Here is a 1,100-nt window from a genome sequence, read left to right on the forward strand (position 1 = left end):
CGAGCCATACGCTCGGTCTTGTGTAGTTTTACTACTCGTATATACATTCGAAAGGCTGAAATGGCCGACGATTTGTAGTAAAACTACAGGACGCCGAAGCAACCTTCGGCCATCCAAGAATTTATGTCGTCTGCCCACAAGGCCAGTCGCAAACTTCAGGCAACCGATTCTGGTAGCCTTTCCGCCCTGGAGCAAGCCATGCAAGACCTCGATCCCGTCGAAACCCAGGAATGGCTGGACGCCCTGGAATCGGTTCTCGACAAAGAAGGCGAAGACCGTGCTCACTACCTGATGACCCGTATGGGTGAACTCGCAACCCGCAGCGGTTCGCAACTGCCCTACGCCATCACCACGCCATACCGCAATACCATCCCCGTTACCCACGAAGCACGCATGCCTGGCGACCTGTTCATGGAACGCCGCATTCGCTCGCTGGTACGTTGGAACGCCATGGCGATGGTAATGCGCACGAACTTGAAAGATTCTGACCTGGGCGGTCACATCTCCAGCTTCGCATCCAGCGCAACCCTGTATGACATCGGCTTCAACTACTTCTTCCAGGCCCCGACCGACGAACACGGCGGCGACCTGATCTACTTCCAGGGTCACACCTCGCCAGGCGTCTACGCCCGTGCGTTCATGGAAGGTCGCATCAGCGAAGAACAAATGAACAACTTCCGCCAGGAAGTCGACGGTCAGGGCCTGTCGTCCTACCCGCACCCTTGGCTGATGCCTGACTTCTGGCAGTTCCCGACCGTTTCCATGGGTCTGGGCCCGATCCAGGCGATCTACCAGGCACGTTTCATGAAGTACCTGGAAGCGCGTGGCTTCATCCCCGAAGGCAAGCAGAAAGTCTGGTGCTTCCTGGGCGACGGCGAGTGTGACGAGCCGGAATCCCTGGGCGCCATTTCCCTGGCTGGCCGCGAGAAGCTGGACAACCTGATCTTCGTCATCAACTGCAACCTGCAGCGCCTCGACGGCCCGGTTCGCGGCAACGGCAAGATCATCCAGGAACTCGAAGGCGTGTTCCGCGGTGCTCAGTGGAACGTGACCAAAGTCATCTGGGGCCGTTTCTGGGACCCACTGCTGGCCAAGGACGT

At 58.2% G+C, this 1,100-nt stretch carries 1 protein-coding gene; it reads left to right on the forward strand.

What is annotated here, in order from left to right; translation table 11 throughout:
- Window positions 1–198: 198 nt before the first annotated feature.
- Window positions 199–1,100 (forward strand): pyruvate dehydrogenase E1 component-related protein (locus tag CFE47_RS31235; protein WP_502695550.1); only part of this gene is annotated, 902 nt, incomplete at its 3' end.

This window comes from Pseudomonas sp. PGPPP1, assembly GCF_002255865.1.
GTDB classification, from domain to species: domain Bacteria; phylum Pseudomonadota; class Gammaproteobacteria; order Pseudomonadales; family Pseudomonadaceae; genus Aquipseudomonas; species Aquipseudomonas cremoris.